Origin of the sequence: Paenibacillus tritici, from assembly GCF_018207515.1 — a bacterium.
Classification (GTDB): domain Bacteria; phylum Bacillota; class Bacilli; order Paenibacillales; family Paenibacillaceae; genus Paenibacillus_AQ; species Paenibacillus_AQ tritici.
This window is the reverse complement of sequence record NZ_CP073365.1, coordinates 648,111-673,709: the sequence shown is the minus strand read 5'-3', so window position 1 is coordinate 673,709 and position 25,599 is coordinate 648,111. Positions and strand designations below refer to the sequence as shown.

Annotated in this window: 23 protein-coding genes and 1 pseudogene; 8 read left to right on the top strand and 16 right to left on the bottom strand. The window is 54.2% G+C overall.

The window, feature by feature from the left end:
• Window positions 1-133: 133 nt before the first annotated feature.
• Together KDC22_RS03030 and KDC22_RS03025 are read left to right on the top strand one after the other, a co-directional pair.
• Window positions 134-1,177 (top strand): alpha/beta hydrolase, encoded by a 1,044-nt coding sequence (locus KDC22_RS03030; RefSeq protein WP_211722029.1) that lies wholly within the window; start codon window positions 134-136, stop codon window positions 1,175-1,177.
• Between the two features lie 187 nt (window positions 1,178-1,364).
• Complete coding sequence (locus tag KDC22_RS03025; RefSeq protein ID WP_211722028.1) at window positions 1,365-2,552, top strand: Fe-Mn family superoxide dismutase; 1,188 nt, start codon at window positions 1,365-1,367, stop codon at window positions 2,550-2,552.
• A gap of 100 nt (window positions 2,553-2,652) precedes the next feature.
• Here KDC22_RS03025 and folE read toward each other — a convergent pair whose 3' ends face one another.
• The 5 genes and pseudogenes from folE to KDC22_RS03000 form a co-directional block, all read right to left on the bottom strand.
• On the bottom strand, window positions 2,653-3,246 hold the full coding sequence (gene folE / locus KDC22_RS03020; RefSeq protein WP_173139308.1) for a GTP cyclohydrolase I FolE: 594 nt from the start codon (window positions 3,244-3,246) through the stop codon (window positions 2,653-2,655).
• A 58-nt stretch (window positions 3,247-3,304) separates the two neighbouring features.
• Window positions 3,305-3,553 (bottom strand): YneF family protein, encoded by a 249-nt coding sequence (locus KDC22_RS03015; protein WP_173139306.1) that lies wholly within the window; start codon window positions 3,551-3,553, stop codon window positions 3,305-3,307.
• Between the two features lie 124 nt (window positions 3,554-3,677).
• Window positions 3,678-4,859: pseudogene (gene queG / locus KDC22_RS03010) on the bottom strand (tRNA epoxyqueuosine(34) reductase QueG); the annotation flags it as partial.
• Between the two features lie 36 nt (window positions 4,860-4,895).
• Entirely contained in the window at window positions 4,896-5,510 is a 615-nt protein-coding gene (gene lepB, locus KDC22_RS03005) for a signal peptidase I (RefSeq protein WP_173139302.1), read from the bottom strand.
• A gap of 209 nt (window positions 5,511-5,719) precedes the next feature.
• The gene (locus KDC22_RS03000) at window positions 5,720-6,139 is read right to left on the bottom strand and encodes a GNAT family N-acetyltransferase (protein WP_173139300.1); all 420 of its coding nucleotides are present in this window, start codon (window positions 6,137-6,139) and stop codon (window positions 5,720-5,722) included.
• A gap of 417 nt (window positions 6,140-6,556) precedes the next feature.
• Here KDC22_RS03000 and KDC22_RS02995 point away from each other — a divergent pair, with 417 nt between their 5' ends.
• Complete coding sequence (locus KDC22_RS02995) at window positions 6,557-7,165, top strand: superoxide dismutase (RefSeq protein WP_173139298.1); 609 nt, start codon at window positions 6,557-6,559, stop codon at window positions 7,163-7,165.
• A 119-nt stretch (window positions 7,166-7,284) separates the two neighbouring features.
• Here KDC22_RS02995 and mutY read toward each other — a convergent pair whose 3' ends face one another.
• Both mutY and acpS read right to left on the bottom strand, forming a co-directional pair.
• The gene (gene mutY, locus KDC22_RS02990) at window positions 7,285-8,595 is read right to left on the bottom strand and encodes an A/G-specific adenine glycosylase (RefSeq protein WP_211722027.1); all 1,311 of its coding nucleotides are present in this window, start codon (window positions 8,593-8,595) and stop codon (window positions 7,285-7,287) included.
• 280 nt (window positions 8,596-8,875) lie between these two features.
• On the bottom strand, window positions 8,876-9,268 hold the full coding sequence (acpS, locus tag KDC22_RS02985) for a holo-ACP synthase (protein ID WP_211722026.1): 393 nt from the start codon (window positions 9,266-9,268) through the stop codon (window positions 8,876-8,878).
• 239 nt (window positions 9,269-9,507) lie between these two features.
• Here acpS and KDC22_RS02980 point away from each other — a divergent pair, with 239 nt between their 5' ends.
• Window positions 9,508-10,326: an alpha/beta hydrolase family protein gene (locus tag KDC22_RS02980; protein WP_211722025.1), complete on the top strand. Its 819-nt coding sequence runs from the start codon at window positions 9,508-9,510 to the stop codon at window positions 10,324-10,326.
• A 97-nt stretch (window positions 10,327-10,423) separates the two neighbouring features.
• Here the strand turns inward: KDC22_RS02980 and nadE are convergent, their stop codons facing one another.
• The 3 genes from nadE to KDC22_RS02965 form a co-directional block, all read right to left on the bottom strand.
• Entirely contained in the window at window positions 10,424-11,233 is an 810-nt protein-coding gene (nadE, locus tag KDC22_RS02975; RefSeq protein WP_211722024.1) for an NAD(+) synthase, read from the bottom strand.
• 117 nt (window positions 11,234-11,350) lie between these two features.
• Window positions 11,351-11,785, bottom strand: coding sequence for a BrxA/BrxB family bacilliredoxin (locus tag KDC22_RS02970; RefSeq protein ID WP_173139281.1), 435 nt, complete (start codon window positions 11,783-11,785; stop codon window positions 11,351-11,353).
• A 181-nt stretch (window positions 11,786-11,966) separates the two neighbouring features.
• Window positions 11,967-13,688 carry an ATP-binding protein gene (locus KDC22_RS02965; RefSeq protein ID WP_246553262.1) on the bottom strand — a complete coding sequence of 574 codons (1,722 nt, stop codon included), beginning with the start codon at window positions 13,686-13,688 and terminating at the stop codon, window positions 11,967-11,969.
• A gap of 163 nt (window positions 13,689-13,851) precedes the next feature.
• Between KDC22_RS02965 and KDC22_RS02960 the strand changes: the two genes are divergently transcribed.
• On the top strand, window positions 13,852-15,120 hold the full coding sequence (locus KDC22_RS02960; RefSeq protein WP_211722023.1) for a BaiN/RdsA family NAD(P)/FAD-dependent oxidoreductase: 1,269 nt from the start codon (window positions 13,852-13,854) through the stop codon (window positions 15,118-15,120).
• Window positions 15,121-15,571: 451 nt separating this feature from the next.
• On the opposite strand, the gene KDC22_RS02955 is transcribed toward KDC22_RS02960, so the two are convergent.
• Both KDC22_RS02955 and KDC22_RS02950 read right to left on the bottom strand, forming a co-directional pair.
• Window positions 15,572-16,822, bottom strand: a complete 1,251-nt coding sequence (locus KDC22_RS02955; protein WP_211722022.1) for an ABC transporter permease — start codon at window positions 16,820-16,822, stop codon at window positions 15,572-15,574.
• A complete protein-coding gene (locus tag KDC22_RS02950; protein WP_211722021.1) occupies window positions 16,819-17,610 on the bottom strand; it encodes an ABC transporter ATP-binding protein in 792 nt (263 codons plus the stop codon). Before KDC22_RS02950 ends, KDC22_RS02955 begins: the two co-directional genes overlap by 4 nt.
• Before the next feature lie 253 nt (window positions 17,611-17,863).
• Between KDC22_RS02950 and KDC22_RS02945 the strand changes: the two genes are divergently transcribed.
• Window positions 17,864-18,331, top strand: a complete 468-nt coding sequence (locus tag KDC22_RS02945) for a MarR family winged helix-turn-helix transcriptional regulator (RefSeq protein ID WP_173139273.1) — start codon at window positions 17,864-17,866, stop codon at window positions 18,329-18,331.
• A gap of 124 nt (window positions 18,332-18,455) precedes the next feature.
• On the opposite strand, the gene KDC22_RS02940 is transcribed toward KDC22_RS02945, so the two are convergent.
• From KDC22_RS02940 to KDC22_RS02930, 3 genes are all read right to left on the bottom strand, one after another.
• Window positions 18,456-19,970: an MDR family MFS transporter gene (locus tag KDC22_RS02940; protein WP_246553260.1), complete on the bottom strand. Its 1,515-nt coding sequence runs from the start codon at window positions 19,968-19,970 to the stop codon at window positions 18,456-18,458.
• Between the two features lie 9 nt (window positions 19,971-19,979).
• Window positions 19,980-20,549 (bottom strand): GNAT family N-acetyltransferase, encoded by a 570-nt coding sequence (locus KDC22_RS02935; protein ID WP_211722020.1) that lies wholly within the window; start codon window positions 20,547-20,549, stop codon window positions 19,980-19,982.
• Window positions 20,550-20,686: 137 nt separating this feature from the next.
• Complete coding sequence (locus KDC22_RS02930) at window positions 20,687-20,986, bottom strand: hypothetical protein (protein WP_036700151.1); 300 nt, start codon at window positions 20,984-20,986, stop codon at window positions 20,687-20,689.
• 94 nt (window positions 20,987-21,080) lie between these two features.
• On the opposite strand from KDC22_RS02930, the gene KDC22_RS02925 reads away from it, so the two are divergent.
• Both KDC22_RS02925 and KDC22_RS02920 read left to right on the top strand, forming a co-directional pair.
• Window positions 21,081-22,221, top strand: a protein-coding gene (locus KDC22_RS02925) for an IS630 family transposase (RefSeq protein ID WP_211720575.1) whose coding sequence is annotated in 2 segments (ribosomal slippage) — window positions 21,081-21,520 and window positions 21,519-22,221 — 1,143 coding nt in all. Because the reading frame shifts where the segments join, the coding sequence is not laid out codon by codon here.
• Between the two features lie 220 nt (window positions 22,222-22,441).
• Window positions 22,442-22,921, top strand: coding sequence for a GAF domain-containing protein (locus tag KDC22_RS02920; RefSeq protein ID WP_246553257.1), 480 nt, complete (start codon window positions 22,442-22,444; stop codon window positions 22,919-22,921).
• A 151-nt stretch (window positions 22,922-23,072) separates the two neighbouring features.
• On the opposite strand, the gene KDC22_RS02915 is transcribed toward KDC22_RS02920, so the two are convergent.
• A complete protein-coding gene (locus KDC22_RS02915; protein ID WP_211722019.1) occupies window positions 23,073-25,505 on the bottom strand; it encodes a glycogen/starch/alpha-glucan phosphorylase in 2,433 nt (810 codons plus the stop codon).
• Between the last annotated feature and the right edge of the window lie 94 nt (window positions 25,506-25,599).

Genomic DNA, 25,599 nt, shown 5'->3' with positions numbered 1-25,599 from the left:
GAAAAGCCGTCCGCAGTTTACAGTTACATTACAAAAGTCCTAATTCCATTGACTTTGTAAGGGCATAAATTTACGATTAAATATATGAACTATTTATGCTTTGAATAAGAAGAAACTTTTAGGAGGGGACCTTATGAATCTGGCAACAAGTCATCCCGGTGCGCCGGTCTCCCGTATACCTAACGAGGGTAAGCCCGCTTCATCACGTTTAATTTCACTGCGGATGATACGCATTAAGCACATCGTCGTGTCTCTGCTGTTATCTGTATTCTTCTTCTTCGTGTTCTGCTTCATCGCCCTGCATGCCTATATCGCCTGGGTGCTCTCGAATCCTACCGTAGCCCCCCTCTACTCCAATCCTTATCAGGCTAAGGGGCTAGCGTACGAGGACATTACTTTCCCGGCCAAAGACGGTAGCCGCATGATGCAGGGATGGTATATTCCATCCAAAGGCGCAACCAAAACCATTATCTTCAGCCACGGCTACGGCGCGAACCGCGAAGAGAGCTGGGTTCCCATGTATGATCTGGCCCATTATGCACACAGCCTGAGATTCAATGTTGTCATGTTCGACTACGGCTTCGCCTCCAAGACCGACAGGGACATCGCAACCGGCGGCAAAAAGGAATCCCAGCAGCTGCTCGGAGCGATTGAATTCGTCAAGGACAAAGGAGCCGACGAAATTGTGGTCTGGGGCTTCTCCATGGGCGCAGGAACCGCACTGCAGGCAGGTCTCGTAACCGATGATGTAGATGCGATGATTCTGGACAGCACCTTCCTGCTGGAGCCGGACACGCTGTACCATAATATCAAGCAGAACATTAATCTTCCCCGCCAGCCTTCGCTGGAGATTATGGAGATGCTCTTCCCGGTGCTGAACGGCACAGGACTCAACCAGATTCCTTATTCCAAGGTCAAATCTGAGGATTACCCGTTCCCGGTACTCTTCATGCATGGCACCAAGGATGATAAGGCGCCTTATCCGATTGCTGAAGAGCTGGCCGCTAACCAGAGCAATCCGTACTCGGATTCATGGATTGTTGAAGACAGCCACCATGAACTGCTGTTCCGTGAGCATCCACGTGAGTATCTGCGCCGGGTATCTGCTTTTCTGGGGAATGTGCAATTGGCCAGTATCAGCGGGAACAACCAAGGAAACCCCACCGCGAGCAAATAAGCACTTTATCGTTAACCCTAAGCATGCTCAGATGTATCTTGCGATACGTCCTGTTGCATGCTTATTTGTTGTGCTGAGCAGTAAGCCCGGCAGGCGGCCGCAATTCTCAGCACAGCCAGTCTCATAAGCAGCCCCTCCCCGGCATATAATGGAGCGTTGAAACTTTAGGACGGGAGGACTGCAAATCATGCCATATGTATTCGTTGCACCGCCGCCAGTGCAGATTCTAGGGGAAATCGCCTTCTGGAAAAAACAGGAGAAAGAACATGCCGAGGTATTAATCCAGATTATCCCGCGCCTGGAGGAGCCTTACGTGAAGCTGCTTCAGGAGTGGGCTATTGTATTCCTGGCTACAGAGCAGGCGGCGCAGCACCTGCTGGCCGTTCCGCAAGCCCCGGACGCCGGGGGCCAGGGAAGCCAAACCGCCGAAACCGGGCTGCTGCTGCAGACGGCCTGCGACCAGTCTGCTGAATTCATCAGGCACCTGAAAGCCATGAAGGAAGCCAGCGCCGCAGTCAATGCCTTTCCCCTGGCAGGGACGACACTGCTGCACTTCATCCGGGAATCTGAATATTTCCTGGCCGTGCTTGCGGCTCTGACGCCTTCGGACTACGGGGCCGGGATGAGGCGGATGAATCCGCCCGGGCAGAATGAACCCGTTCCTTCAGCTGACTCGGCTGTTGGCGGGGAGAATCTTCAGGGGACAGGCAGCTTTGCGGTTCCGTTATGGGAATCCCGTGAAGCAGGTCCCGTTCCTATCGGCGGGCATACTCTTCCTCCGCTGCCTTATGCTTATAACGCGCTGGAACCGTATATTGATGAGAAGACGATGATCATTCATCACGACAAGCATCATCAGAGTTATGTAGACGGCTTGAATAAGGCGGAGAATAAGCTGGCGGAAGCGCGGATGAAGAGCGATTACGATCTGGTTAAGCATTGGGAGCGGGAGCTTGCCTTCAACGGGGCCGGCCATTATCTGCACACCATCTTCTGGAACGTGATGTCCCCGCAGGGCGGCGGCCGCCCTACTGGAGCACTGCTGGATGCCATAGAACGCAGCTTCGGCAGCTATGATGCCTTCAAGGCACAGTTCACTGAAGCTGCCAATAAAGTAGAGGGCGGCGGATGGGCCATTCTGGTCTGGAGCCCGCGCAGCCGCAGGCTGGAAATTCTGACGGCTGAGAAACATCAGAACCTGTCCCAGTGGGATGTGGTTCCGCTGCTGGCGCTGGATGTGTGGGAGCATGCCTATTACCTCAAGCATCAGAACAACCGCGCCGATTATATCCAGGACTGGTGGAAGGTCGTGAACTGGCCTTATGTTGCCGAGCGGTATGGCGCCGCCCGCAAGCTGGTCTGGCAGCCCTTTTGATTCAGCCTGAGCCGACATCGAAAAAAAGCCCGCCGCCACTGTCGAAGTGGCAAGCGGGCTTAGATCATTACAGTTCTGGGTCAGGCAGGGTTGCCTGGCCTTATTCTTTGATCAGGGCCAGGAACTCGGCCCGGGCAGCGGCATCCTCCCGGAAGCTGCCCCGGGTTGCCATCGTGACGGTCTTGCTGCCCGGTTTCTTCACGCCACGGGCACACATGCACAGATGCTCCCCTTCAACTACGACCATGACACCGTGCGGATTCAGCACCTCCGTCATAATGTCGGCAATCTGGGCCGTGATACGCTCCTGCACCTGCAGCCGGCGGCTGACCGCTTCTACGAGCCGGGCCAGCTTGCTGAGTCCGGCAATACGTCCGCTGGGGACATAGCCGATATGCACTTTGCCGAAGAACGGAGCCATGTGATGCTCGCATTGGCTGTAATAGACAATATCCTTCACTATGACCAGCTCTTCATGAGACTCGTCAAAGGTTACGCCCAGCGCTTCGCGCGGATCAATGGAATACCCGCCAAATATCTCTTCATACATCCGGGTCACTCTGGCCGGTGTTTCCAGCAGGCCTTCGCGGCTGGTATCTTCACCGATTAATTCCAGAATTTTCTCCACATGATACTCAATCTGCTCCCGGTTTACAGAAACCTTCCCGTTCTTGTACTCCTTGATGCCCCCCATGAAGCTCCCCCTTCCGCACCCGCAGTTGACTCTTATCTATTTCATACCATCACAATTATTACTTCTTGCGGGACTGTCCTCTGCCCGCTGCAGGAGCACGCCCCGGCTGATTGCCGTTCTTCATCATCTGCTGGGCACGCTGCATTTGCTTCCCGTTCAAGTTATACCCCATTTGCTTGGCAACCTTCTGCAGCATTTCGGGATCATTCTGCATCGTTGTCATCTGTCTGCGCAGATAATATACGCCGATAAAGAATCCGCCGATCAGACCTACAACAAGCGTAATAATAGGCAATGCAATATTCATCTGTAATCCACCTTTGTACTCGATTGTCTGGCAATACCCTGTTCAGGCACGCGAATCTATCATAGCATTTCAACAACTGGACAGCAATTGGCAAATCCCGTGATCCGGGTCATCTCCCGCCTGCCGCCTCCTGCTCCAGAAGCTTGTCCCGGGCCTGCTCCAGCATCCCGCGCACGGTAGCATCCTCTTCACTCTGGAGCGCCTGCTCCACAGCCGCAAGCGCTTCGCTGCCGCCGATACGGCTGAGCGCCCAGGCAGACGTCCCGCGCATCTCCGGCCGCGGCTCCCGGAGCAGAATTTCGGTCAGCTTCGGCACGGCAGAAGCCTCCTTGAAGTTGCCGAGCGCGATGATTGCGTTGCGCTGGATCGGCTTTTTGCCGCGCCATGCAGCCGAGCTGCTGCCGAACTTCTCCTTGAATTCGCGGTTGCTGAGATCCAGAATCGGCATCAGCAGCGGCTTGACCACCTCCGGATCAGGCAGGAGCTGCGGACGGTGGTCCCAATTCTTGCCCCGGTTATGCGGACAGACAATCTGGCAGGTGTCACAGCCGTACAGCCGGTTACCGATCTTGGTCATATAGTGATCGCTCAGGAAGCCCTTGGTCTGGGTCAGGAAGGAGATACAAGCCTGGGCGTTGAGCTGTCCCGGACCGACCAATGCGCCTGTAGGACAAGCGTCGATGCATTTGGTGCAGTCTCCGCAGCCCTCCTGCACAGGCTGATCCGGAGGAAGCGGGATATTCGTCACCATCTCCCCCAGATAGATCCACGATCCCCACTTGGGCGAGATAATGGCACAGTTCTTGGCGCTGAAGCCGATGCCTGCCCGCTCCGCTACAGCCCGGTCTACAAGCGCTCCCGTATCTACCATACTCTCAAGCACGGCATCCGGGACACGCTCCCGGATGAAGCTCTCCAGCTTCGCCAGCGCTTCACGGAGGACATGATGATAATCCTGGCCCCAGGAGGCCCGGGCCAATATGCCTCTGCGCGCACCCGGTTCGGATTTGGGCGGGTTCTCCATTTTGGACGGATAGGCCACCGCAATGGCAATGATGGAGAGGGGCTGCTCTCCCGAATGGAGGGCAGGAACGGTCCGTTTATCCAGATCAGGCTCCTCGAAGCCGGATTCGTACCCTTTGTCTCTGTGCTCTTGAAGAATGTTTTTCAAATATAGGAACGGCTCCGCCGTAGTGAACCCGATATCATCAATACCGAGCGCCGGCGCAGCCGCCTTAATCTCAGCCTTAAGCTCCTCCCACCTGGAAGGAGGCGGAGCGTAGGATGTCTGGATGTTGAAATTCATGTCCGCCTCTCCTTTATAGTTGGAATCTGATTCAGTCTACAGGGCTTTCATCTTAGAGATAGGCCACCAGATCAGGGAGACCTTGCCCACGATACTGTCCTTGGCAACAGGGCCGAAATAACGGCTGTCCTTACTGGCTCCGGCATGACGGTTATCCCCCATCACGAAGTAGGTTCCCTCCTGTACGGTCAGCCCGCTGAAATCGGGATCTTCAATAGAGGTATCTATATAAGGCTCCTCCACCCGCTTGCCGTTGACGTAGAGCTGTTGGTCCCGCACCTCGACAATATCGCCGGGAATGCCAATCACCCGCTTGACCAGATATTCCTTGCGGTCCGGTCCGGTACTGGGATCATGCAGAACAACGATCTCCCCGCGGCCCGGGTTCCCGAAGCTCAGGGCGATTTTGTTGATAATCAGCTTCTCTCCCTGATACAGGGTAGGCTGCATGGACTGGCCTATCACCGTAGACACATTGAACACATAAATATTAAGCAGTGACATGACCGCGAATACAATTCCCGCAGTGATGATCCACTCCCGGATATCCCTGATCCACGTTCTTTTGGATTGTCTGGACTTGTTATGCGTAACCGATCTGTATCTTTGTCTGCGGCTTCGCATGAGTTCTTCTTCAAGCTCCCGGTTCATAGTCCACCTACTTGCTTCGATTGGGTTATCAGGTCCTTAACAATAGAAAAGCATATCTCCCGCCCATTTGCAATGGACATAGGGAAGATATGCTTTAGTATAATGAAACAGACTATGCAGGATTAACCATATAACCGGAGGTATCCGCCCTGCAATAGTTCTCTACTCTGACATTTGTTTCCGCTTACAGTACCGGCTCAAAGGACAAGTTACCCGACAATGCTCAGCTTGCGCACGGATTTGAAGATCTGGTTCTCATCATAACCCATGGCTTCATAGAGCGGCATTGCAAAAGAATTGTGTTCATCCACGGCAACATAGATACCGCTGACCTTCCGCGCCTGAAATCTGTTCTCCATAGCCGTTACAAGACTCTTGCCGACTCCTCTGCGGCGATAATCAGGATGGACGGCAATGCGGAAATAACAGCCGTGATTCTTCTCAATCGTACCAATCAGCGCACCGATGATTTCTCCTTCTTCCTCTGCAACTACAATGAGATCCGAATCCCATGAAAGCTGCCTGGAGAAAGGCTCGATCGTGCTCTCGAAACATTCTTCCGATAATGCGGTCTGCAGCAATTCAGTCACTGGAGTAACGTCGCTTAATTGAAAGGAACGAACGTGCATACTTTCAAGTCTCCCTTTTCTATGGCTTATGATTTTACAAAAAGAAGGAGTTTCCATAACAGTATAAAGTGGAAAAAGCATCAAAAACCGAGGAATACCTGCTTTTAAATCTATTAAAGCACACTTTTCTCGTGTTTTCACCATTTTTCTTTTGAAAGCGCTTGATATGAAGCGTTTTCATTCAATATAGTTTCATATTTAACATGTATTAGGAGAATTCAATAGGATAAACGTCCCTAATTAGGGACCCTATCATTTTAACACAGGCTTAACACTTTCCGTGAGTTTGGGTTTGAGAAAATACTTTTTAAACAATAATGTTTATTTAGTGTTGCATTATTGTTCCAGATACGTTTTAATAGGAGTATCTCAAGGATATATAACCAAAACCAACATATAATCAGGAGGGATTTTTCCATGGCATTTCAATTACCGGCACTTCCGTATCCGAACAACGCTCTTGAACCACACATCGACGCTCTGACGATGGAGATTCACCACGACAGGCACCATAACACTTATGTGACGAACCTGAACGCCGCACTGGAAAAGGCACCCGAACTGCAAAACAAAAGCATCGACGAGCTTCTGACCGACCTGAACGCTGTACCTGAAGCGATCCGCACAGCGGTCCGCAACAACGGCGGTGGACATGCCAACCACACCCTGTTCTGGGAAGTGATTGGACCGAACGGCGGCGGCGCACCAACCGGCGCACTGGCTGCTGCTATTGACAGCGAGCTGGGCGGCTTCGACAAATTCAAGGAAGACTTCGCTACTGCAGCTACTACACGCTTCGGCAGCGGCTGGGCTTGGCTAGTGGTGAAGGACGGCAAGCTTGCCGTTACCAGCACACCTAACCAGGATAACCCGGTCAGTGAAGGCGCAACTCCAATCCTCGGTCTCGATGTATGGGAGCATGCCTACTACCTGAACTACCAGAACAAACGTCCTGACTACATCAAGGCGTTCTGGAACGTAGTGAACTGGGAAGAAGTCGGCAAACGTTACGAAAGCGCGAAATAAGCCAGTTCATCCGTAAGGGATGATCTAAGCAAACAGGTTCACCTCTGCCGTAAGGGCATGGGGTGAACCTGTTTTTGGTTTCCGCATCTGGTAACCGGGGGAGGGACCCCCCTGTCTCCTTATTGTTCAAAATAGCTGTTCAGCAGCTTGAGAAAAACGTTCGGAAAGGCGTAATTCGCCATGTCCTCACGGTTGATCCAGCGCAGCGCTCCGCTGTCTGCCGCATCGGCTGCGGCATCCCCGCTGTCGAACAGCGCCGGCTGCTCGTCCGCCTGCAGGGCGGCTGCCTGCGGCTGTGCCGCTGCTTGCGCAGCGTCGGCATCCGCCGCCGGAGCGCTGTCGCCGCGCCCGGCAGGAGCCGCCAGGTACACCGCGCGGCTCTCTGCTGCGAGCGGCAGCACCGCCTCTTCCCTGCAGCGGTACACCTGCAGGGTCCACACAATATGGCTGAATGTATGCTCCGCAGCCATCCAGTGTTCTTCAGGCCGGGCGTGAATCCCGGCCTGGCTCATGGACCGGCGCAGCCGGTCCAGCGCTGCCGCTTCCGGCAGCAGCGCACCGCCCCCGCCGCCTGGCTCAGCAGGCGGCGCAGGCCAATGCGGCAGCTCCCACATGCGGGCCAGAAGCCCGCTGGCCGGTCGCTGCCGGATGAGCACCCGGCCCGCGTGCTCGCCGCGGCCCTCCACCAGGGCAGCCAGCCGCTCCTCCGGGCGCGGCGGCTTCGCCTTGGTCTTGACGGGCAGCGAAGCCTCGCAGCCCGCCAGCCGCGCGGCGCAGTGCTCCATCACCGGGCACGGAAGGCAGCGCGGTGATTTTGGCGTGCAGATCAGCGCGCCAAGCTCCATCAGCGCCTGATTGAAGCTGCCCGCCTCCCCCTCGGGAATCAGCTCGGCGGCAAGCTTCTCCATCTTCACCCGTGTCGGTCCCTTGGCAATGTCATCCTCGATCAGGAAATACCGGGATAATACCCGCATCACATTGCCATCCACCGCTGGCTCCGGCCGGTTGAACGCGATGCTCAGGATCGCCCCCGCCGTATACGGGCCTACGCCTTTGAGGCCAAATACAGCATCGCGGTCATCCGGCACCTGACCTCCGTAGTTCTCCTTCACCTGCTTCGCCGCATGCTGAAGGTTCCGGGCACGCGAGTAGTAGCCAAGCCCCTCCCAGCATTTCAGCACCTCTTCCTCCGGTGCATCCGCGAGTGCCTCCACCGTTGGGAACCGCTCAATGAACCGGTTGAAATAAGGAATCACCGTATCTACACGGGTCTGCTGCAGCATAATCTCCGAGATCCAGATGTAATACGGGTTACGGTGGCGACGCCACGGCAAATCCCGCTTCTGGATGTGATACCATTCCAGCAGGAACCGGCTGAAGAATAACTTGGCTTCCTGCCGGGTCTCTACATGCTTCTCATCTGTTGTCATCGTTATCTCCTTGCCGTTCCTATAATAATCTATATAAAAGCACCTAAGTTTTGAACTTGAATCTTCATCGTCACTGCGGTGAACATTTGGACTTCCGGCCGCTGCCCATCACCAGATTTCTTGATTTGAACCGCATTAAGCGGTAGAACTCCGGTGACTGCTGATGCTTCCGAAGCTAGCTTTCCTACGGAAAGCTTTCAGGCGGACGCTACCGCTCCTACAGTTCCAAATTTCCCCTCCGCTTCTTTTGCTTTTTGTTTATTTCTTTAGTACTTCTTATCTACACTGTTCTCTCCACCACCGCGAATGCCGAGGCCAGTGCGCGGGTGTGGGTAATCGTGAGATGAATCGTATATTCCTGCTCCGGCAGCCGCAACCGGGACCAGGCCTCTGCCGACAGTGTGGCTACGGGCTTACCCAAGGCATCCGGCAGAATCTCAATATCCTGAAAGCCCACGAGATGGCCGATTCCGCATCCGAGCGCCTTGACGACCGCTTCCTTGGCCGAGAAGCGTCCGGCTATGAATTCCGCTGTCTTAGCGCCCTTGCCTGCGGCCAGTACCAGCTCCTGCCCGGTCAGAATTCTCCGCGTGAACCGGCTGCCTAAGCTGCCTTCAGCAATCTCGGTAATCCTTTCAATTTCCAGCACATCATGGCCGATTCCATAAATCAAGCTCCCACACCTTCCCTGGCTCTGCATTCATTGATCCTCTTGTATTACCTTCTATCCATACCCTGCGTCTAATGATATGATCTTCCTATATCAGCAACAGATCTCCTGTAACAGTGAAGCCTGTCTGCTCTTGACCAAATATTAATAATAGTCTTAGCGCCAGCTTTCTGCTATCTTAAAAGAAAAACAAGCTAAAGTCTATTATGGGTAACTCCCCATAAAGAAAGGAAGAATACTTTATGCCCCGTAATTTTGAATTACCCGCAGGAGAGGATGCGGTCCTTCGCTGCTCGCATTTCCCCGCTCAAGGCGAAGCCAAGAGTCTTGTGATCATCGCTCACGGCTACAAAGGCTTCAAGGATTGGGGAATGTTCCCCTATGCAGCAGAAGCGCTCAGCCATGAGCATGAAGTGATCAGCTTCAACTTCTCCCACGCCGGAATCGGCGAGGATCTGCAGAATTTCACCGAGCTTGATAAGTTCGCCCGCAACACCTACCAGCGTGAGATCAAGGATATGGAGATCCTGCTCTCTTATCTGAGCCAGCATCACAGGTTCGGAAGCCTGCCTGTCTTCCTGTTAGGCCATAGCCGCGGCGGCGGGGTCTCTCTGCTCTATGCATTGGATCATCCTGCAGAGATCACCGGTGTCATCTCCTGGAACGGGACCACCAATCTGGATCTGTTCACCGAGGAACAGAAGCGTGAGATGAGAGACAAGGGCCAGACCCACGTGCTCAATGGACGGACCGGCCAGCAAATGCCGCTGAATGCCATCATTATTGAAGATCTGGAGCAGCAGGCGGAACGTTACAATATTATCGAACGGATGAAACAAGCCAGCTTCCCTGCAGTCCTGATTCAAGGCAGTGCGGACGGCGAGCATCTGCGGCGCGGCTCCGAGCAATTAACCCGGCTGCGGCCGGACATCGAATGGATACAAATCCCGGGCGGCAATCACACCTTCGGCACCGTCCATCCTTTTGCCGGAACGACTCCGCAATTGGAACAGGCGATTGCCGCCAGTGCCCAGTTCATCACCCGGGTGCTGGCGGAGTAGCGTAGCCTTGTATTTTGAGCCATATACATTATATTCTCAAAAAACCGCCGGAGCGTCTGCATAAGAAGCAGCTCCCCGGCGGCTGGGCATAACCCTCTTAGATCCCTGGAATACTCCCCCGCTTATGCGCCGTTCTGCGATAATAGCTCTCCAGCTTCGCAGCCGCTTCAGGGCGGACCGTCTTCCCCTCAAGATAATCGCTGTTCTCCTCATAGGTGATTCCAAGCTCCGTCTCATCCGTCTGGCCCGGCCAGAGGCCGGCCGTTGGCGCTTTGGTCACGATGTCCGCCGGCACACCAAGCGCCGCAGCCAGCTGCCGCACCTGACGTTTGTTCAGGGAAGACAGCGGGGTAATATCGACCGCCCCATCGCCCCACTTGGTATAGAATCCCGTGATGGCTTCAGAGGCATGATCTGTACCGACGACCAGCAGATTGTTCTCAAAGGCGAGCGCATACTGCATAACCATCCGCGTTCTCGCTTTCACATTCCCTTTGTTCTGATGGGTAATATGCTTGTGCTGGTCCAGAGCCTTCAGGCTATGCTCGACCTCAAGGGCGATCTCGTTCACCGCTTCCTCGATATTCGTCTCCACCGTATGGGTCAGCCCGAACGCCTTGGCTACCGCATAACTGTGCTCGATATCCTCCTGCTCGCCGTAAGGCTGGAATACACCGAGTGTAATATACTCCTTGCCTTCCTCAGCAGTCAGCTCGTCCGTTGCCTGCTTGCACAGACCCGCAGCCACTGCGCTGTCTATGCCTCCGCTAATCGCAATCAGCAGACCTCTGGCACCCGCCTGCAGCGCATATGCTTTCAGGAAATCCACGCGCTTGCGTATCTCCGCACCGGTATCAATTACCGGCTTCACGCCCAATGCTGCAATAATCTCTTTTTGTAGACTCACAGGCCACACCCCGTTTCTTATATTAGAAAAAATCCCGCATGAGCAAGCCTCCGGCTGAAGGATGGCTGATGCGGGATCATTACTTATTGAAGATGCTGTTACTGGTTGAGCATGTTATTACTGGCACACACGATTGAAGACTTCCTTCAGCTCCGCAGCAATCTCAGCGGCCGAACGGTCTTCTACGCCGTGACGTTCGATGAAATGAACCAGCTCGCCGTCCTTCATCAGTGCGATGGAAGGGGAAGATGGCGGATATGGAGCGAAAAATTCACGCGCTTTGGCGGTAGCTTCCTTCTCCTGGCCGGCAAATACGGTGAACAGGTGATCGGGCAGAATCTCATTCTGCAGCGCCTGGGCCACCCCTGGACGGCACTGTCCGGCGGCACAGCCGCATACGGAGTTAACGACCACAAGTGAAGTTCCCTTGGCGGCCGGAAGAGCCGCTTCAACTTCCTCCGGAGTCAACAGCTCCTGGAATCCGATGCTTGTCAGATCGTCGCGCATAGGTTGAATAGAATCTCTCATATATTGATTAAAAGACATGGACATTTCTCTGCACTCTCCTTCACCACTTGGATTGGATAATCGTCAGAACCCGGATAACACTGCCGCGTTACTGCACTACTTGCTAACTTTATTATACATACATACTCTGCGAAAGCAAGAGAAGCGGCCTGTTCCAGCAAGGTAATACACCACCCTAAATTATACCCCGCCCCGCCGGAATCCTCTACATGTAAACAGGCTTCCGAACGGCCCCTGCTCTCGATTCAACCGGAAAAGTGACGATGATCGACGTCCCGGCCCCCTCTTCCGATTCAACCCGGATCGATCCGTTATGCCGTTCGGCAATACTTAGGCAGAGCGGCAGGCCAAGACCTGTCCCCTGGCTTTTGGTGGTGAAGAACGGGGTGAACAGCTGGCTGAGCTGGCTCTCGGGGATACCGCTTCCGGTATCTGTGACAATCAGCAGCACGGTATCTTCATGTTCGCAGGCCGCAAGTGTCAGCACTCCCTTGGCATCCATCGCTTCCATTCCGTTGCGGGCAAGATTCAGAATCAGCTGCTTGATCTCTCTGACGTTCAGCTGCAGCGGCGGCATGGAGGGGCTAAGCTTCAGCTCAACGCTCTGGCCGCGCAGATTGGCATCCGCCCAGATTAGCGGTGTAAGCTCTTCCATAATGCCTTGCAGCAGGGCCGGCTCCTTCTCCGACACGCGGGTCTGGGCCAGCGACAGAAAGTCATTGATAATGCTGTTGGCCCGGTCCAGCTCCTCCAGGACTATATGATAATAGGAATGCAGATCCTCCGGGCTCTTCTCCCGCATCAGCTGCAGGAATCCGCGTACCACCGCCATCGGGTTACGGATCTCATGCGTAATTCCGGCAGCCATTTGTCCGACCAGCGACAGACGCTCGACGTTATCAAGCTCACTGCGCATTTTCTCCTCTTCCGTCAAATCCTGAATAATCATGATTACTCCGCCCGGCACCCCCGATTCATGCTCAAGCGGTGCAGTGAAAATATGATAGGTCATCGAATTAACCCTGATCTTGGCATTGGAACGCTGCCTGTTCCCTAGAATTCCCTCTAATTGGTCTAAGGTCGCCTGGTCCATACACTCACGAAAAATAGGAAGGGCCGGCTGAGACAAGAGGATCTCCCGGGTCAACTGGGGGAAGTGCCGCTGAATCAGATTCAGCATATATTCATTCAGCGCTGTCACATATCCCTTATCATCAAACTCTATAATATTCAGCGGAACCACGTTCGTAATCTGCTGCAGCTTCTCGGATTCCCACTGGAATTTGTCGGAGATTCCCTGCATTCGGATCTTCACCTGCAGCCTGTCCCACGCCCTGTCAATATAGAGAATAAACAGAGCGCCGAGAATTAAGGCCGTTATTAAATATAACCCGAACATAATGGCATCTGCGGGGGGTGTATTCAAGATGCTCCGGCCATGCATATTCGGTACAATGACAATGAATAGTATACTGGGAAACAAGGCGCCCCATAGGATACCAATTTTGACGGATAGTGCAGATTGCTTGAACGGCCCCGCCATGCCGAACAACAGCGGATACAGCAGCACTCCCGAATTCAGCAGGAGATGATCCAAGCCTGAGGGCACCGAGAACAGTGCGGTACAGAAGAAGAAGTACAGCGCCAGGTACACACTGGAACGCAGATTACCATATAAGATTCCAATATATGCAGGAAGAATGGCCAGATTGAGATAGACCACTCCGAACATGGTAGTGGATAATGCCATGCATAAGGTAATGCCCAGCGCACAGCAGATCATCAGAAAGGTCTGGTCGTCCGGAAACTTATTGTTCCTGCGTGTAGGATGGCCCCGGTCCAGCCTCCATTGAAAAAGAAGCAGGAAGATGCAAGCAGCCGATATTTGCAATAAAATATCCTTAACCGCATAAATAATTGCAATCACTCCTCAAATTGGACAAGATGCCTTTTCCCACTTAGATTAAAGCATAACCGCGCAGTCCTGACAACGATAATCACTTTATACTTGATCCGGGCCTGGCTACATTCTGTCCGGAAGTGGTATGATTCCGTTAACAGAGTGCCGCAATAAGCAAAGGAGCAGATAGATGAATAGCTATGATGTAATCGTCATCGGAGGCGGATCTTCCGGCCTGATGGCCAGCGTCGCCGCAGCCGAACACGGCGCTTCCGTACTTCTGGTAGACAAGGGAGCCAAGCTTGGCCGCAAGCTGGGGATATCGGGCGGCGGACGCTGCAATGTCACCAACATTAAGGAGACCCAGGAGCTGATCGCCCATATTCCGGGCAACGGCCGTTTTTTATACAGCTCATTTGACCACTTCAACAACCGGGATATTATCGAGTTCTTCGAGGGTCTCGGGATCGCCCTGAAGGAAGAGGATAACGGGCGGATGTTCCCTGTAACGGACAAAGCCGCCAGCGTAGTCTCTGCCCTGGTTGGCAAAGTGCGGAGTCTTGGCGTCCAGATCCTGACAGACAGCCCGGTGCGGGAGGTGCTGTATGAGGAAGGGGCCGTCCGGGGTGTCCGCCTGGAGTCCGGCCAGGCCTTCAGTGCGAAGGCTGTAATCATCGCCACCGGGGGCAAGTCCGTACCGCAGACCGGCTCTACCGGCGACGGCTACCCTTGGGCTGCCGCTGCCGGACATACGATCACGGAGCTGTTCCCGACAGAGGTTCCCATCCTCTCGCGGGAGGAATGGATCAAGTCCGGGGAGCTGCAGGGCTTATCGCTCCGTGATGTAAGCCTTACCGTCTGGAACCCCAAGGGCAAGAAGGTCATCTCCCACCGGGGAGATATGATCTTCACCCATTTCGGCTTATCCGGTCCCATCGCGCTGCGCTGCAGCCAGTTCCTGCGCCAGGTACAGCAGAAGTCGGGAAGCGATACGGTGGAAATGTCCATCGACCTGTTCCCGGATCTGCATCCGCAGGAGGCCGAGGCCCTGCTGCAGAACAAGCTGGACCAGGAGCCGAAGAAGGCTATCCGCAACTCGCTTAAGGGGCTGCTGCCCGAGCGCATGATTCCGATGCTGCTGGCGAAAAGCGGGCTGGACGGGGAGATTACCGGCCATCACCTGCCCAAGGCAGGCCTTGGGGCGCTGGCTGCCCTGCTGAAGCGGATGCCGGTTCAGGTCCATGGGACACGTTCCCTGGCAGAGGCCTTCGTGACTGGCGGGGGAGTAACACTCAAAGAGGTTGATCCTAAGACGATGGAATCCAAGCTGACCTCTGGGCTGTATTTCTGCGGTGAAATTCTGGATATTCACGGCTACACCGGCGGCTATAATATTACGGCGGCCTTCTCCACCGGCTATACAGCAGGTAAGCATGCTGCTGGGCAGCAGGGCGGGTAAGCTATAGCGATTAGCCGAGAAGTATAGATACTCTGAATGTACGCGTAAATGAGAACTTTGGTGAGCATTTGGGGGTGGATGCAGTCGCAGCCGCCCCCGGGATGGGCCACTCTATGAACTATATAATGCACAAAGAAATCGCTCCTTTTGAAATGGTTGGGTAGTACCTCCATTTAACCAAAAAGGCGATTTCTTTTGTGTTTGAAAAAGGGGTTTCGTATCCCGCTCACACAGCGGAGAGGACGGAACGAATGTGGAAAAGCGGCAGCGGTCGCCTTGGTCTCCGGATTTTCACCTCAAAGGTGAATCCAAAAAATCTGGAGACCACAGCGATTGGAACATCGGTCCGTTCACGCAGCGTCCACCCAAGCGCCCCCGTCGACCTTACTCCAAAATAGAGGGCTGTCCCAAGTAGCCACTTCATGGCTTATGGGACAGCCCCTTGTTTCCGTTATCTTGCAAATTTAAACGCACTGAAGATGCGGCCGATCCAGACTCCTGCCGCAGCACCTACGGGGATGAAGATCAGCACTCCCCACCAGCCATAAGCCGGAATGCAGACAAGCGCAGAACACAGGACCGCAAAAGGCATTAACAGAATCGGCATCACCTTGGTGCCCGCATCCGCCTTCTGCGCTTTGGTGAATGGCAGAATGCCGATATACTCATCGCCGGAGAAAAGCAGCCAGAAGGAAGACAGCCAATAGGCCATCAGGCTCGTCAGTACAACGTATAACAGCCACTTCAGCACGACCGGTACAATAAAGATGGCCACTAGCGCCACCCCGGTGAACGACAGATAGAGCTTGAAGTGCGCCGGATTACGCAGCATTGCCTTAATCGCTGCCGCCGCGAAGCGGCCCTCCGGTTCCTTCGAGGCCAGCAGCGGCTGCGATTTGCGGAAGATCCACGGCTTATACCGCGTTGGCCGCGGCTTGTCCAGCACCCTGCGCAGCAGAATCGCTGCAATCTTCATCCGCTGCCGGTAGTCTTCGCGCACATCATTAATGAAGGTGCCGCGCAGACGCAGACGGACGCTGAATGCCCAGACTGTCACTGCCGCGTATACGGCGGCAGCAATGAACAGCAGCGCCGGGCTGTCCTTCCAGAAGAGGGCCAGGCGCAGGTAGATCCCGCACGGCAGGGCTACTGCCGGTATCAGCCACAGCCGCCGCCGGAAGCCCTGCCGCTGCACCTTGACGAGATGGCCCAGCAGCTTAACGGCAGAGCCGCAGGTTATGGTCAGCGCCAGCAGACCGTAGACCCCTGCCGCGCTTAGACCATAGCCGCGAATCAGGAACGGAAGCAGAACACCGAAGATTACCACTACCTTCAGCGCCGTTACGGTCAGGCTATAGAGCATGCCCCGCCTGATGATCGTGCGTATCCAGCTCTGCCGCTGCCGCAGGAACAGCAGATCCCCCTCCTGCAGCAGCAGCACAATCCCTCCGGTAGCCAGCAGAACAGCCAGCAGTGAAGGCACAAGAATATACGGTATATGGCTGAACCAGGCGGGAAGCTCCCCCTTCCAGAAGCCATAGTAGAAGCGTCCGCCAAGCAAGCCCCCCGGGATGATGATATACAGCAGCACGGTCCAGTCTACCGCCGTACGGATAATATTGGTCTGCTCGCGGAAATGGGAGGCCAGCCTGCGCCGGAAGAGGCTGCCTGCCGTAGGGAACGCAAATGAATTCCGGCTCATGTTAATTCGTCGAAGCAATCAAACAACGACCCCTCCGGCAGCCCTGCCTCCACGCGTATAGCCTCCAGTGTGCCTTCGGCAGCAATCCGGCCTCCGGAGATCAGTACAAAGTTATCGCAGATCCGCTCTGCTGTATCCAGAACATGCGTGGACATCAGCACACCGGCTCCGCGTTCCCGTTCCGCTTCAAGCAAACGCAGGAAGTCCTTGGTCGCTCTGGGATCAAGCCCGATGAACGGCTCATCCACGATATATACATCCGGCTGCACCAGGAAGCCTAACATCAGCATCATCTTCTGCTTCATCCCTTTGGAGAAGCCCGCCGGCAGATCATTACGCACATTAGTCATACCGAACTGTACCAGCAGCTTCTCCGCTGTGGACTCGAAGGTTTCATAGCTGAGGCCATAGGCAGCGGCAGCCAGATCCAGATGCTCCCACAGCGTAAGGTCCTCGTAGAATACCGGCTGCTCCGGCACGTAGGCATAGGACTGGTTCTCGCCGCCAAGCTTCACCCGGGCCTTGGCATGCTTCAGGAGACCGAGCAGCGTCTTGATTGTTGTGCTTTTGCCGGCTCCGTTCGGTCCGATCAGTCCAAGCAGCTCGCCCTTCCGCACCTGGAAGGAAATTCCCGATATCCGGATATCGCCTGCCTCATAGCCCGCTTCCTCAATCACCACATCAAGCACGATACCCTCGTCGTCCTCATCCTCTTCGTAATACTTGCTGATCAGATCCTCTTTCCGCTTCCCGGTCCCCAGTCCCTCTGAGCCCTCTGTCTGTTCCATATCAATCTCCATCTCCTAAATAACCTTCATAGTAATGCGATCATAACACCACACCGGCCTTTGCTGCAAAAAAATTCACCTTCACCCGCACCTTCAAAAGATTGTTCAATTTTTTATAATTAAAAGTGTGCTTATTGTGACAAATGACATGTTCTTCATTCTTTGTTTGACGTATTGTAAAGCTAGATATGGAAGGAAAGTATTCCAAACCGTGCGGTTAAGCCCGTACGATTAACAATAGAGGTGGAGAAGCATGATACAATCCTATGAACGCGATACTCAGTTGACACTGCATTTGTACCGGGTTTTTGCCAAGTCTTTCAAGAGCATTAACGAGCATGCCGTCACCGGAAGCAAGATTGAGGGCTTCAACCCTACGGCCTTCGCCGTAATGGAGGTTCTCTATTACAAGGGACCACAGCCGATCCAGCAGATCGGTGCCAAGCTGCTGCTGCAGAGCGGCAACGTCACTTATGTCATCGACAAGCTGGAAGAACGCGGCTACCTGCAGCGTAAGCCTTGCCCGAGTGACCGCCGTGTTATTTTTGCCGAGCTGACTACAGAGGGCGAACGTCTGATGAATCAGATGTATCCGAAATATTCGGAACGTCTGCACCTTGCCTTCAGCGGACTGAGCGATGAAGAGAAGGAACAGATGATTGTTCTCCTGAAGAAGATGGGCCTACAGGCCGAGAAGCTCTCCCCGCTTCCACGCAAATAAGCTAATTAAGGCATGGGCGGTTGTGAATCTATTCACTATACTGCCCGATAGACATCAAGTAGAAACGGCTGCGCATCCCCCGGGATCGCGCAGCCGTTTTTGGCATACAACAGAATGTTAAGGGCTATAGCTTGGAGGGTGTGCGTACCTCTTGAATCGAGGGCACCCCTTTATCCAGACCCGCCGAGATGACCAGAGATATCACAGCAAACGCCGCCATGACAATGAAGAGGGAATGCAGGCCGCCTTCAAGCGCACCTTGCAGACTACTCCAGGCTTCCCCGGACAAGGCGCTCCCGCTATGCGGGTTAAGCAGCTGGTTAATATCCGCCCCGGAGGCAGCAGCTCCAGGCTCTTCGGCCAGCCTCCGGTCAATATTGAAGTTCAGCCAGGAACCGAAGATAGCCACCCCCACCGTCTGCCCGAGTGAGCGGGTGAAGGTATTCAGTGCCGTGGAGGCCCCGCGCTGCTCGTGCTGCACGGAGGACTGGGCGATAATCGTGAAGACGGTTGAAGCATAGCCGAAGCCCACCCCGCAGAACAGCATCAGGATCAGCAGCAGCAGCTGGGAGGAATCTGCATTCATCAGCGTAAGCCCCACTGCTGCGACAACGATCAGTGACAGCCCCAGCATTCCCGTCCGGCGGGAGCCCGCCCGCAGAATCATCCGTCCGCCAGCGATGGAGCCCAGCATCCAGCCGACCGACATCGGTGCCAGGAGCAGGCCGGAGAGGGCCGCGCTTTTGCCGAATACGCCCTGCACCCACAGTGGAACATAGGTAGACAGGCCGATAATCAAGGTGCTGACCAGCAGATTCGCTCCCGTAGAGACTGCAATATTACGGATAGAGAACAACTCCAGCGGCAGCATCGGCTCAGGAGCCCGGCGCTCCACGAACAGGAACACCACCAGCAGCAGGACCGCAGCCAGGAGAATCGCCAGCAGCAGCGGAGACGTCCAGGCGAGACTCTGTCCTCCAGTCGTAAGACCGAAGAGCAGCGCACCCATCCCCGCAGCGAACAGCAGCACTCCGGCAACATCAATCTTCGTCTTGCGGCGGACCTTCTCTTCCTTCAGATACCGCGAGATGAATATAATCGACAGCAGGCCAAACGGCAAATTGAATACGAACACCCAGCGCCAGCTTAAATAATCGACTACATAACCGCCAAGCAGCGGCCCGACCAGGGAAGAAATCCCCCATACCGAGCTAAGCAGCCCCTGGGTCTTCGCCCGTTCCTTGATGCTGTAGATGTCCCCAATAATGGTAAAGGTCATCGGAATCAGCGCCCCGGCACCGATCCCCTGTATCCCCCGGAAAATAATCAGCTGCTCCATACTCTGCGACACACCGCATAACAGCGAGCCAGCCAAAAAGACCACTGCCCCGCCAATGAACACGGGCTTACGCCCGATCAAATCACTAAGCTTGCCAAAAATAGGCGTGGTAACCGCCATCGCCAGCAGATAGGCTGTGAAGATCCAGCTTAACCACTGCATCCCCTGGAAATCCCCTACAATAGCCGGCCCCGCAGGCCCGGTCACTGTCCCTTCAATCGCTGCCAGAAAAGTAGCCAGTAATACGCCCGTCAATATTAACTTCCGTTCCATTTCCCCCGGTGACTTCAATGAACCCATACCCTCTCTCTATGTTCTCCGTCCTGCGCCAGCCTCTCCCTGCAGCAGGGAATACATCTGTACATCCTGGTAGCCGGAAGCCGTATGCCGGTACTGCCGCAGCAGTCCCTCCTGCCGGAAGCCAAGCCCTGTGAGCAGTCTCTGCGCCCGGAGATTATCCGGGATGCAGATGGCTTCAATCCGGTTCAGCCCCATGCTCCGGAAGCCGAATTCCAGCATCAGCTCCAGCGCTTCCCGCATATATCCCCGCCGCATGGCCGCCGGTGACAGCTCGAATCCGATCTCCCCCCGGTAGGCGCCCTCCAGCTGCCAGTGGTTATACCCGCAGCTCCCGATGACATCGCCATCCGGTCCGAGGATGCTCCAGCGCAGGCTTTCTTCCTCCGCGGCCCACTCTGTCAGCAGAGCAATCAGCGCTTCCGCATCCTCAACTGAAGACAGAGGCGGCCCATCCAGCCAGGGAGCCACCTCAGAATGACTCCAGATCCCCAGCAGGGCCGGCGCATCTGCGGCAGCCATTGCCCGCAGCCGTACGTTTCGTCCGCTTAATTCCGGGATCACACCGCCGCATACATACATGTTTCCGACCCCTTTCACCTTTATAAGTATACACGAACTCCGCAAAAATAGCGTCTGCACCGTATGGCTTATTGCCACAGGGTCAGACGCTCCGCTTTATGCGAAATACAAGTTTTCACCCGATACCAGGTACAGACTTAGCCCGAAGCACCCGCTGCCTTAACCGGCTTAAGCACTTCAGTACACAGCACTCCAAGCTTGGCCTGAATCGCCTTGAATTCTTCAATGCCCGTTCCCGTAACACTATAGGCGTCGCCATGGGCCGTGAGGAAATTCTCCTGAGTCAGCCGTTCCAGCTCCTGTTTCACTTCGCGCTCCGCCACCCGGTATCCCAGATTCTCCAGCTCCGGCAACATTTCCGTCAGTGTCAGATCCTTCTCATGTGCACAATAAAGCATATGGATTCCAATAAACAAGTTCTGTACGTCGGCGCGCATGTTCCACTCCTTCTGGCTACTAGTAGAGCATCAGATTTAAAATAGTTAAAATATGGTGAATGTGATATAGTCGAGATAAAAAGAGGTGTCGACTATGAGAAACCGTGAATATACCGTTTGCTTAACCGCAAATCAGCAGAATGAATTAGTGGAGATTTGCTCAAAAGGAAAGGTGGCCGCACGATCTCTTCGGCGAGCCCAAATTCTGTTGTGGGCAGATGAGAATCGACTGGACGGAAAACTTACAGATGTAGAAATTGCCAAGCAGCTACACATCCATACGAACACCGTATATCTGGTGCGCAAGTCCTTTGCAGTGAACGGAATGCAGGCGGCGCTTGAACGAAAAAAGAGACTGACTCCGCCCAATCCTCCAAAAGTGACTGGCGAATTGGAGGCGAGAATCATCGCGCTCAGTTGCAGTACACCACCGGTGGGAAGAAGTCGGTGGACCCTTCGGCTGTTGGCAGATAAGACCGTAGAACTGGGGTACATTGACAGCATTTCGTACGACACGGTCGATCGGATTTTAAAAAAACGAACTCAAACCCCATCTTCGTAAATGTTGGTGTATCCCGCCAAAGCAGAATGCGGCGTTTGTGGCAGCCATGGAAGATGTGCTAGAGGTCTACCATTTGCCCTACAATAGAGAATGTCCTGTCATTTGCATGGATGAGAAACCCTTCCAACTGCTGGATGATAGGCGCAACCCCATTCCGATGAAACCAGCCAAGCCATTGCGAGAAGATTCCGAATACGTACGCCATGGAACCTGTAGTATCTTTATTTTCACAGAACCACTTGCAGGCTGGCGGCATGTCAGCGTTCGTCCACGACGTACCAAAATCGAATGGGCGGAGCAAGTTCGGGAACTTTTGGACGTTCATTACCCGAGCGCACCGACCCTTCGTTTGGTGATGGACAATTTAAACACACATTCCATTGCCTCGTTATATGAAGCTTTTGAACCCGAGACGGCGCTGCGTCTAGCCAAACGGCTCGAGATCCACTACACGCCTAAACATGGCAGCTGGCTAAACATTGCTGAAATTGAGCTGAGCGTCATGACAAGCCAATGTTTAGACAGACGGATTCCCTCTATGGAAGAGCTCTCCAGCGAACTAACCGAATGGGAATCGACTCGAAACGCTGTTCAAAAAGGAGTGGATTGGCAATTCACTACGGAAGATGCACGAGTCAAACTCAAAAGGTTATATCCACAGTTTAAAGACTGATGAGCTACTAGCCTGCTGTATTTATAAAAACATTACCCTGCCCTGCGTTCCCGGAAACATCAGCGCTGCAGGAATTCACACCTCTTCCTGTTATTCCACTATGCGGTAAAAGCTGTTAATCTTTCGTTAAATGCTTGACGTATAACGCTTCCCTGTACTATCTTGATAGTTAACAGTTATGGGATTCATACTGACTCAAGGTACAGGAAGGTGATGCTTCATGTTTCAAGCTATGCCTTATGACGGCACTCGCAGCGAACGGTTCGAGGCCGTTCTAAGCCAGCTCGGGGCACTTATGGAAGGCGAGCCGAACGCCATTGCCAACTTGGCCAACGCTTCGGCGCTCTTAAAGCTATCTCTACCGGACACCAATTGGACCGGTTTCTACTTGTATGACGGCAAAGAGCTAGTGCTTGGCCCCTTCCAGGGACTTCCGGCCTGTATCCGCATTCCGCTCGGCCGCGGCGTATGCGGAACCGCAGCCTCAGAGCGGCGCACGCTTGTCGTAGGCGATGTCCATGCCTTCCCCGGACATATTGCCTGTGATGCGGCCTCGAATAGCGAAATCGTCGTTCCGCTGGTCAAAGGAGACACCCTCTATGGCGTACTGGATATCGACAGTCCGCTTAAGCACCGCTTCGACGACGAGGAGCGCCGGTTCCTTGAACGGTTCGCAGCCATGGTCTCTGAGGTGCTGTAATTCCAGCTCCATAATCAGAAGGAAGCGCTGAAGCTGAAGAAAAGCCGCCCCGCCGCAGGAATCATTCCTGCGGGCTGGAGCGGCTTCTTCACGTGTAATTACTCAGGCCGGAGCTGCAGCTGTGAAGCTGCAGTCTCTGTCTGTGCCTGCGTTACAGCCGCACCGGATTGATATGCCAGATCTCGGAGGCGTAACGGCTAATCGTATTATCGCTGGAGAATTTGCCGGAATGGCCGATATTGATCACGGACTTCTTGAGCCATTCCTTCTGATTCCGGTAAGCCAGATCAATCTTGACATGGGTCTCCACATAGCTGGCGAAATCCTTCAGCACGAAGAATTCATCATTGTTGTCAATCAGTGACTGGAAGAGCGTATCGAACTCCTGGGCATGAGCGCAGAACGGCCCGGGTGTGATTAACTGATCCAGGACTTCCTTAACACGGCCATCGCCATTATAAATATCGCGGGCGTGGTAGCCTCCGTATTGGTAGTAATCGAGCACCTGCTCTGCCCGGAGTCCGAACAGGAACATATTATTATCCCCCACCATTTCGTGCATCTCCACGTTAGCCCCGTCCATGGTTCCGATGGTCAGCGCACCGTTCATCATAAACTTCATATTCCCGGTACCGGAGGCTTCCTTGCTCGCTGTAGAGATCTGCTCACTTACATCGGCTGCCGGAATAATCTTCTCCGCCAGAGATACCGAATAATTCTCCAGGAAGAAGATGCGGATCTTCCCGTTAATATCAGGGTCTTTGTTCACCACATCGGCCACTGTGTTAATCAGCTTAATGACCCGTTTGGCCAGATGATAGCTCGGCGCTGCCTTGGCACCGAAGATGAAGGTACGCGGGACGATATTAATCGAAGGATTATCTTTGATCTGATTATACAGATGCATAATATGAAGCACGTTCAGCAGCTGGCGCTTGTAGGCATGCAGGCGCTTCACCTGAACGTCGAAGATCGAATCCGGGTCTACCTGGATGCCGTGCTTACTGGTGATATACTCCGCCAGATGCAGCTTGTTGCGGCGTTTGATGGCGGCTACCTGCTCCTGGAAGGAGGCATCCTCGCTGTACTTGATCAGCCCGATCATCTCCTGGGGCTGATGCATCCAGCGGGTGCCAATGGATTCGCTGATCAGTCCGGCCAGCTCAGGATTGGCATGCTGCAGCCAGCGGCGGTGCGTGATGCCGTTGGTCTTGTTATTGAAGCGGTGCGGATACATCTCATTGAACAGGCGCATTTCACGCTTCTGCAGGATTTCCGTATGCAGCGCCGCTACGCCGTTCACACTATGGCTGGCGACAATCGCCAGATGCGCCATCCGCACCTGATCATCATGGATGATCGCCATCTGATTGATCCGGTCCTGATCGCCGGGATATTTGCTCATCAGCTCGCCGCAGAAGCGGGCATTGATCTCCTCAATAATCAGGAAGATGCGCGGAAGCAGCTCTCTGACCATGCCGATAGGCCACTTCTCCAGTGCCTCGCTCAGAATGGTATGGTTGGTATACGATACCATCCGGGTGGTCATGCTCCAGGCCTGATCCCAGCCCAGCTGATAGACATCCATCAGAATGCGCATCAGCTCTGGGATGACGAGGGTAGGGTGAGTATCATTGATATGCAGGGCCACCTTGTCCGCCAGGCTCTCAATCGGCACGCCCGTCTTGGCGAAGGTCCGTATAATACTCTGCAGACCGGCACTGCACAGGAAATATTGCTGCTTCAGCCGAAGCAGCTTGCCTTCGTACTGGGAATCATCGGGATACAGGAATTCCGAGATGGATTCCACGGACCGCTTGTATTCCAGGAACTTGTGATAATCCGTTCCGCCCAGAGAACCGAAGACTCTCGAAGGCTGGGTGATCGACTCCGCACTCCAGTTCCGCAGCGTATTCACATGTCTGCGGTCCGCACCAATGACCGGAATATCATAAGGGACCGCCCGTACGGCTTCATAGTCCTTGTGTTCAAACACAAGCTCATCGTTCTCCCAGCGGGTATCCACCTGTCCCCAGAACCGCACCTCTACCTGCTTGTCTTCGCGGCGCACTTCCCACACATTATCATTCTGCAGCCAGTAATCCGGCAGCTCGACCTGATAGCCGTCTACAATCTTCTGCTCGAACAAGCCGTATTTATAACGGATGCCGCAGCCGTGACCTGCATATTGCAGAGAAGCAAGCGAGTCCAGGAAGCAGGCGGCCAGGCGGCCCAGCCCCCCGTTGCCAAGTCCGGCATCCGCTTCTACCTCTTCGATGTCCTGCAGACAGAAGCCCAGCTCCGAGAGGCCCTCCCGAACTACTTCCAGCACACCCATATTCAGCAGGTTATTTCCGAGCAGCCTGCCGATCAGGAACTCCATGGAGAAATAATACACCTGCTTATCCTTGTCGATCTTGAACTTCTGATTGGTGGCTGCCCAGTCCTTCCCCGCACTCTCACGGATCATGTTGCCGAGAATATTATAAATATCAGCATTGGAAGCTTCCTCAAGCGGCTTGCCTAATTTCCCGATGAGTTTCTCACGGAACACTTGCTTGAAAGTCTCTTTATCGTTGAACAACGGCAGGTTCCTCCTAACAGATACTTGTATTTGTAGAAAATAGGGCCTATTACAACACTGGATCAGAAGAAATGCCCCGAAGCGGAACATTTCC